This window comes from Marinagarivorans algicola (assembly GCF_001292705.1).
GTDB classification, from domain to species: domain Bacteria; phylum Pseudomonadota; class Gammaproteobacteria; order Pseudomonadales; family Cellvibrionaceae; genus Marinagarivorans; species Marinagarivorans algicola.
The window spans coordinates 25816-34021 of sequence record NZ_LGAK01000059.1; the positions used below are offsets into that span (position 1 = coordinate 25816).

An 8206-nucleotide genomic window follows, 5' to 3' on the forward strand; every position below is an offset into this window, starting at 1 on the left:
TTAAAACCTAAATGTTGTTGATAGTCGAGCGTTACGGGGTGCGCCAGGTTGCACCCATACATCTGCAAAAGAGTTGGTATAATATTTTTTATCGAACGCATTGCGTATTTCAGCGCTAATTTCAAGAAAATTAGAAACCTCATATTGCGCTGCAAGGCGGAAAGTGGAATAGCTTGGGAGTTTGAATGTTTGATCGCTAAAAAAACCATTTCGCTTGTCAACATACGTTACGCCGCCAATAAGTGATAATGTTTTTTCATTAAGAGAAACCTCTTGAATCAATTGTAGCGTGAACTGATTTTTAGGAATATTGAGTAGGTCGGCACCTGCGGGAATCTCCGTGCCAAAATTAGGGTCTTTAAATGTATTTTTTGTCTCAGCTTTAATTAGTGAATAAGATGCCCAAATACTTAATGTATCAGTGATATAGCCATTGAGATCAAATTCAAACCCTTGGCTTTCAGCTTCGCCTATAGCCGTCGCATTAAAATCATCATCCACCGTTGAAATGTTTGATTGCGCCACCTTAAAAATAGCGACATTAGCTTCTAGCTGGCCTCCATTGAGTAAAAATTTTACTCCTGTTTCGGTAGACTGTGATTGATTGGGCTCGAGATTGTTCTCATCGGTTGCCCCTGAAAGTGGACGAAAGTTTTCGCCATACACGGCATACCAAGAAAAAGACTCTGTAGTTTTGTAGACTATCCCTAGCTGAGGGCTGATATGAGTATCAGTATATGTTGAGCGGTTATCGAGGGCTCGGTTATTCAAGGTTTGTTGATATTTATCGATACGGGCACCGATGCGTATATCAAGTTTATCGGTAAGGCTCAGTTGATCTTGAATAAAGAGTCCTTGTGATTTTTGGTGTTCTAATCGATCAGTATTGGGGCTTGGTACTGGGAGTATATAGGCACCATAAATAGGATTAAAAACGTTGATTATCTGATTGGTGGTAGCTAATCGTATTCGCTCATTTTCAATCGGTTGAGTGTCATCAATAGCTGATCCGCGTGCTCGCAAGAACACTTGATCATTTTTAAAGTCGTCAGTATCTAACCCAGCAATGAGGCGGTGCTGAATATGACCCGTAAAAAAACTACCATTGGCCTCTACGCGAAAAGCTTGATGATTGGCGTTATAGTCGCGGTATCGACGAAAACGTGTTAAATGTTTGCCATCGCGCTGTAAAAATTGACGCCCACCATAAAAACCATTTTCTGTGGCAAAGCCTTCTAAGTTAGTATCGCGATAACTAAAGCCTGCTAAGAGGTTCCAGTGCTGACTGATTTTGCGCTGAAACTCTAGCTGATGCCCCAATACATCAGCTTCCATTGGCCCGTCACCTGGCTCCCCTAAAAAGCGGCTAATAGGAAGGGCGTTGAGGTTACCATTAACAGCCGTAATGCCTCGATCAAAAGGTGTGCTTTGATGGCTATATTCGAGTGCATAGGTTAGTTGATTTTTGTCATTGATCTGCCAAGTCACAGATGGGCTTAGCCCTTGTTTATTGGTTTCTATGGTGTCTCTAAAGCTGTCCGCATCTTCATAAAAACCGACTAATCGCATAGCAATATTTTGAGAGGCTGTAGTGGTATAGTCGATATCTGCGCGGTAGGTATTAAAGCTGCCCGCCGAGAAGTTCAGTGAACCTGATGTTTCAAAAGTTGGCCGTTTTGTGATTAAGTTTATTGTGCCACCGGGTTCACCACGACCCAATAGTGCCGCTCGGGGCCCTTTTAATACTTCAACTGCTTCTATTCCTGAAAGATCACGAGCACCGCCAAAGCCACGGCCAGCATTAAACCCGTTAACTAAGTAATTGCTGGGCAGATTTTCATCGCCTACAAATCCTCGAATCGCAAAACTATTCCAAAGCCCGCCAAAATTATTTTGACGAGCGACAGAAGCAGAGAGATCTAGTGCTTGGGTTAAGCCCTGTGCCCCCGTATATTGTAATAATTTATCATCAATAATAAGTTCAGATTGAGGCGTTTCTAATGTTGCAAAGTCACCTTTATAAGCTTGCTTTACGCCAGTAACGGTAATTGTTTCAATATGGGTGTTGTTATATTTTTGGGGCAAATTATCTTCAGCAATAGCATGATTACTCGTTAACAGATAAAGATTAGTACAGCAAAATAACATCGTTTGCGTAAACTGATTTTTCACATTTTTTCCTAATACAAAAGATAGTTGTGTGGGAGGTAATAATGAGGGAGGAGTAATTACTTGATCTTGGTGTGATTCGTTAGCCCGATATATCTTTTAAAGATATTTAATGATAGGTTAATAAAGTTTAATGAAATGCCTTGTATAAATAACACACTGCATAAACTGCATATTAACAAGGCAGCTCAAGTTACGGCGGCGATACACTCTGGTTAAATATTTTTCTGAAAAGTATCATGCAGAGGCAAAATCTAAGGTAAGCAATAATCGTCGAGTGTCATTGGTTGCGCTGGGTGAGCGATGTACAAGCCCATAGCCTTTATTATCTATCCAGGTCTCACCTTTTAATAAAGCCACGTCGCCAGTCTGTAGGGCGCTAGGCATTGCATCGTGAAGTGGCTCTAAGCCACCGCTATCAAAGCGCTGTACATGTTCGTGATGGTGCCATTGCGTGGCAACGCCGGCATAAGTGCAAATAAGTCGACAGGGCACTTGGTCAACATGAAATTTAGGGCACATAGCTTTATTGAGTACAGCCATACGTAAACCGACTTTTTTTAATTCAAATAAACATGAGAACATATCAACCAGTAAATCCACGTCATCAATAAATGCTTGTCGATGTGTATTGCATGTAAGTTCATTTTCTAATTGCTTGGTAATATCTTTGGGCGAGCTAATAAAACGCGTCTGAAAACATGGACTCTGCGCTAAAAGCATTTGAGCATATTGGTTGATATCATTGTGTAGCTGTCTTTGCCATACGGCCATTGATATATGTTGTTGATAAATTTCCGTTAGAGTGTTGGGGTGAGTATCCAAACTCATTATTTTTTTTAGCACTGATAAGAGCCTCAGTTTAATGAAAAAAAGCCTGTTACTATAAGGTGCTGCGCTGTTAGCCTGGCAGGCTTTGTGGTGAGTTATCTTCTGTCCAAGTAGGGAAAGGGTCTTCTAGAGTGAGCCAGTACTCTTTACCTGCAAGTAATTGCGCGTCGGTTAATAAGCAGGCATCTAACCGGCGATAAACCTCGTGCTTATCTAAGCGTTGCCCAATAAATACTAATTCTTGTCGCATATCACCAAAAGGCTCTACCCAGTTGTCTTTAATTGATGCGAGATAGTCTTCATCGTCAGGCCAATTGCTTTTAGGGATGGCCTTCCAGAACATTCCCGCAAAACCATAACGAGCTATACCGCCAGCTTGGTTCCATTGCCCTGCAAATTCGGGTCGTGAGGCAAGCCAGAAATAACCTTTAGAGCGAATGAGTTTGCCTGCAAGGTTTTGATCATGCAAAAATTCATGAAATTTTTGAGGGTGAAACGGTTTACGTGCGCGATAAACAAAGCTCGAAATACCGTACTCTTGTGTTTCGGGTATATGCTCACCACGCATTTCTTTTAGCCAGCCAGGAGATTGTTGAGCTTTTTCAAAGTTAAATTTTCCTGTACCTAAGACGTGAGTAAGTTCAACCTTGCCGTTTGCGATAGCCTGAATAGTGGCCTCAGGATTTAGTGTTGCAATAATTGCCTGAATACGCGCTACAGCATCTTGGCTGACTAAATCGATTTTATTAATCAAGATCACATCAGCAAATTCCACTTGATCAATTAACAGGTCAGCGATTGTTCGTTCGTCTTCCTCGCCAAGGTTCTCGCCTGTTTCTTGAAGATATTTGGCTTCATCGTAGTCATGTAAAAAATTTGCAGCATCTACAACGGTAACCATCGTATCGAGCGCTGCAACATCGTGCAGGCTTTGTCCGTTTTCATCAGTGAAGGTAAATGTCTCAGCGACTGGAAGTGGCTCACTAATACCGGTCGATTCAATAATTAAGTAATCAAAGCGACCTTCTTTGGCCAGTTTACGAACTTCTATGAGTAGGTCTTCTCGTAAGGTACAGCAAATACAGCCATTACTCATTTCGACTAGTTTTTCTTCACTGCGATTTAATGTGATTTCGTTTTTAATGCTAGCGGCATCAATATTAACCTCGCTCATATCGTTAACAATGACAGCCACCCGGTAGCTGCTTCGGTTATGCAGTATTTGGTTGAGTACCGTTGTTTTACCGGCACCAAGAAAGCCAGAAAGTACAGTGACGGGTAATCGGCCGCATTGCTTAGGTGCAATAGCGCCTTGTGTATCTGTAATTGTTTGCATGTTTTTCTCGTTAGTGTGATCGCCGGTGAATGCAATCTATATGCATATACGCCTTATGCATTAAGTAGATATGATATACCGTATCATTTTCATGCACTGATGAATCACTTGTCAAGATTTATCTTAGATATGAAGGGTAAATGATGAGGCGCTTCACGCTCTTTTGGGATAAAAGTCTTAGAGACATGCATTTTTTGTAGAGTCGGTATGCGAAGTGCACTCGCCAAGATGACAATGAGAGCTTTGCATTGTTTGCGTTTTAGATATGACTGACTTGGTTGTGCTATTTGATATTGTTCAGTATTGTACGCCTAGATAATAAAAATACTCATAAAGGTGATTGATATGGTAGGAGTTACGGCACTTAATGAGCTACTGAGCTCGATGAGTCCTGAATTAATGCAGGGCGAATTTGTTTTTTGTACAACTTCTGGTTCACCAGAAAAATATCTACCATTAAAGCCCGTGGCTTTTTTTGTCGAGCAGGAAGGTTTAACCCTGATATTACCCAAAGATAAGGCAGTCGCTGCGGGCCTGCCTTTTGATGGCGTTTTTAGGCAAATTACATTGATGGTGCACTCTAGCCTAGAGGCGGTTGGGCTTACAGCAGCAGTATCGACTAAATTAACCGAAAAAGGTATTAGCGCCAATGTTGTAGCCGCTTATTTTCATGATCATATTTTTGTGCCAGCCAATAAGGCTGATGCAGCTTTGTTGGCGTTAAGGGAGTTGGGGTAATAGGCTAGGTTAAAAAATGATTGCCTGTCCTTGCAAGTGCCTTTTGCAGGTGTTGATCTGAAATTTCACGCCTTGATGTGGCACCGCCGCGTATAGATTTCTCTGGCGCGTTCAAGCCATCCATGGGCACTCCATACGCGTTCCTGACGCATAAGGGCCTGAGAAATCAATCCCCGTCGGTTTTAAACGTACGTATCTGTAAGTTTGTTAAAACCAAATGATATTAGTTTTGAGTGTTTATGCTTGGAGGTTATTAAAGCGAGTGCCTGTCCTTGCGAGTGCTTACCAAGTTATTAACTTGGGGTTATTTATGCTTTTTATTAAATTAATGCGCTAGTAGCGATTATTTTAACGTGACGCCATGATAGTCGATAAAACTAAGTGTCATTTTCTTTTTAGCATGCCTGTCTAAGTAGATTATTAAAAAGAGGGATAAAAAGAGTGCCTGTCTCTGTAAGTGTTCGCGAACAGGCCAGCCATGAATACACGTTGAGGCTTATTGATACTAGGCATTAAACTGAAAATAGTGTTTACTCGATCTGTCATGGGTAAATCTTGTGGGTTGTTTGATGTCAGAAACCAAATTATCTCAAAATTTACCCGTGACACCTACCGATATTACAAAATCCTACTTTTCTTCCCTCAAAGCCTAAATGACTGTTTTGGACTTATTGTGGTACCTAAAACTGTCCGAAGTGTTGCATTATAATATCCTTATGGGTATTGGTTTTTATTATCAAAGTATTATTACTTGTACAGCTAGGGCCGTTTAAGTGTCGTGCTTCTGTATTTTTGATGAATTAATAAGCTAAATTTCATCGTGCCACTTGTCTTCAATAATTTCAAGCTCCGCTAACAAAAAGTTTTCTAATGGCTTGGCATTATCCCAGTATATTTTTTTTGCAAAAGGATCGTAAGGCACTGTTACTGCCTTATCGTGGTCCATTAATACATACCATTCATCTTGTTCGTTATAGAGTAAAGTCGTGTTCTTTAATGGTTTTTTGTAAACGTTTTCAATGAACTCTTGGGTGTCTTCAACTATTTGTGGCAGCGTATTGTTTTTTTTAAACTCCGCTTCATCGTCACTGCTTATGCCAACATATCTATCTGCTGGCGGCTTATCAATATAACCAAAAGTTAATAGATAATCACAGTAGTCCTTGCAAAATGTAACATTTAATTTTTTTTCCATTAAAGCAATGAAATCATCAGAGGCTTTTTCAGAGGTATCTACAATATTACCTCCAAATAACGACATCATTACATCGTATTTTTCCTGCCCATTTTCTTTTAAATAATCAGCTCTGAAAATTTCATTCCTTTCATTAATTAGTTTATTGATACGATCAGTTTTCATAAAATATAAATCCTAATGTTTAAATGTTATTTGATATTTTAGCTCTTCGTTTCCAATAATTTTCTCTGAAACGATTCCATGATTTTCTTTTTTCTTTATTATTCCTAAAGCTACCTTCAATCATATTATGCAATATTTTTGTTTCTTTTTGGTGAAGTGTTCTTTCTATTTCGACAACAGGCCCGGGTTCTTTACCAAGCAAATGATGTATCTCAATTCGATATCCATCTGCACCTATAGGAGCATACCCTTTTGCCATTAAATCTAAATTTGTACCGCCATCATCTAGGATTTTTTTTGCTGGTTCAATTAAGCCTTTCTGGCGTATTAACTTAGGTACGCCTAAATTAAGATCTTTTTTAAGTAATACGCGACGCCCATCCACTAAGCTAGATACCTCTCAGTAGTTTTTGGAGGTGAAAAATTTAGCCCCCATGCCGATTATTCGGTCCATGTCGGCGGTTAGGTCATCGGTAAAGCAGGCAGATGCCGACAGTATACCGCCAAGCATTAAAGCAAAAAAAGTAAAAGTCTGTAATATTTTTTTCATTGTTTATATCCTTAATAATAAGTAGGCCCTGGATAGCCAGAGCGATAAAAATTTATTTATTTTTACAAGGGTAAAGCTTTGCCATGCGGTGTGCAAAATCATCTAGCTCAACAGGTGTTAGCTTCATTACTTTGGCATAATCTTTCATTTTACGGGTTAAGGTAATGATAGTTTTTGCATCACCGCCAAGGCCGGCAGCCTTAGCTGCACCACGCCAAAAGCGTCCACTAAAAGCGAAAAGACCTAAGCTAGAGATCAACCTATCACTCGTTGAAAGCGGTTCTCCAGTACATAAACTTTTACCAATAGTCACTTCATAGATATCACCTATATCGCTAAGAGCTAAGGTTTTTGCCAAGCAAACCGATTCTTTAGCTATAGCTTCAGCAAGCCCATTGAGCATATCATTATATTTCGGTGCATCTGCAGCGGTAGCTTCATCTTCTTTAAGGCCATTACCGACGGCCTCTAATAGGGTTAAGATATCTTGCTTTTCTGCTGTGTTGTTGATTGTGCGATATGTTCGAAGGTCACGTTCCATTAATAGCGCTAACGCAGCATTAACGTCGGAAATTTTAATTAATGCATTTTTTTGGCTAAGTGTAAGCGCAGAGTCTTTAAACCAAAAATTACGATCTACAACAGAAAATATATAATCTTCAACTTCATCAAATGCATCATTTAAGGCCCTCCACTCTTCTGGTGCAGAGATGGATTTTTCTGTTAGAACGCTTTCTAGGTTGGCTGCAGTATCAAGCCATAATTTAACTTGATTTAGAAAATTACGATTTTCATTGTTCGCATTCAACTGTTTTAATCTATTGATGGTGTTCTTGGCATATTGATTATAAATTTCAGGGTTGAAATTAGGATTTTGAGCGAATGCTATAAGCTCAATATCTGATGCATCAACGTTTAAGGCAAACGAAGTATCAAAATCATCAAGCACAATGCCGAAACTATTAATAATTCCATTTAGATTTTCGCTTGTGGCTGTCCATTTTTCATTGAAAGATACTTGTAAAGCATCTCGTTCTACAAGTAGAGTATTAATTTCAGTTTTTAAAGCTTCAACTTTCCGTGATAATTCAGAAATGTATTCCATATCAGATGCTTTAATATCATTCAGGTCTTTATTGGTAATATTCTGTAATACATTTCTATAATCTTTTGCTCTATCTTGATATTTTTTATCCAGTGATCTTGCTCGCTTAATGAGACC

At 39.5% G+C, this 8206-nt stretch carries 8 protein-coding genes; 1 reads left to right on the forward strand and 7 read right to left on the reverse strand.

The features are described from left to right. The 3 genes from AC438_RS14785 to zigA form a co-directional block, all read right to left on the reverse strand. A complete protein-coding gene (locus AC438_RS14785) occupies positions 1 to 2172 on the reverse strand; it encodes a TonB-dependent siderophore receptor (protein WP_238376416.1) in 2172 nt (723 codons plus the stop codon). Positions 2173 to 2406: 234 nt separating this feature from the next. Further along, positions 2407 to 3015 carry a DUF1826 domain-containing protein gene (locus AC438_RS14790; RefSeq protein ID WP_053982032.1) on the reverse strand — a complete coding sequence of 203 codons (609 nt, stop codon included), beginning with the start codon at positions 3013 to 3015 and terminating at the stop codon, positions 2407 to 2409. A 55-nt stretch (positions 3016 to 3070) separates the two neighbouring features. After that, a complete protein-coding gene (zigA, locus tag AC438_RS14795; RefSeq protein WP_053982033.1) occupies positions 3071 to 4336 on the reverse strand; it encodes a zinc metallochaperone GTPase ZigA in 1266 nt (421 codons plus the stop codon). Positions 4337 to 4681: 345 nt separating this feature from the next. On the opposite strand from zigA, the gene AC438_RS14800 reads away from it, so the two are divergent. Then, complete coding sequence (locus tag AC438_RS14800) at positions 4682 to 5074, forward strand: ACT domain-containing protein (RefSeq protein WP_053982034.1); 393 nt, start codon at positions 4682 to 4684, stop codon at positions 5072 to 5074. Between the two features lie 808 nt (positions 5075 to 5882). Here AC438_RS14800 and AC438_RS14805 read toward each other — a convergent pair. From AC438_RS14805 to AC438_RS14815, 4 genes are all read right to left on the reverse strand, one after another. After that, positions 5883 to 6434: an SMI1/KNR4 family protein gene (locus AC438_RS14805; RefSeq protein ID WP_053982035.1), complete on the reverse strand. Its 552-nt coding sequence runs from the start codon at positions 6432 to 6434 to the stop codon at positions 5883 to 5885. Between the two features lie 19 nt (positions 6435 to 6453). Beyond that, complete coding sequence (locus AC438_RS14810) at positions 6454 to 6819, reverse strand: HNH/ENDO VII family nuclease (RefSeq protein WP_053982036.1); 366 nt, start codon at positions 6817 to 6819, stop codon at positions 6454 to 6456. A gap of 15 nt (positions 6820 to 6834) precedes the next feature. Beyond that, positions 6835 to 6984, reverse strand: coding sequence for a hypothetical protein (locus AC438_RS16880; RefSeq protein WP_156317100.1), 150 nt, complete (start codon positions 6982 to 6984; stop codon positions 6835 to 6837). A gap of 52 nt (positions 6985 to 7036) precedes the next feature. Then, positions 7037 to 8206, reverse strand: a 1170-nt coding sequence (locus AC438_RS14815; RefSeq protein WP_156317101.1) for a pre-toxin TG domain-containing protein, incomplete at its 5' end; no start/stop codon positions are given.

Excerpts from the sequence above, each read along its gene's own strand:
- zigA (WP_053982033.1), bottom strand. The coding sequence starts at position 4,336 with ATGCAAACAATTACAGATACACAAGGCGCTATTGCACCTAAGCAATGC.
- AC438_RS14800 (WP_053982034.1), top strand. The coding sequence starts at position 4,682 with ATGGTAGGAGTTACGGCACTTAATGAGCTACTGAGCTCGATGAGTCCT.
- AC438_RS14805 (WP_053982035.1), bottom strand. The coding sequence starts at position 6,434 with ATGAAAACTGATCGTATCAATAAACTAATTAATGAAAGGAATGAAATT.
- AC438_RS16880 (WP_156317100.1), bottom strand. The coding sequence starts at position 6,984 with ATGAAAAAAATATTACAGACTTTTACTTTTTTTGCTTTAATGCTTGGC.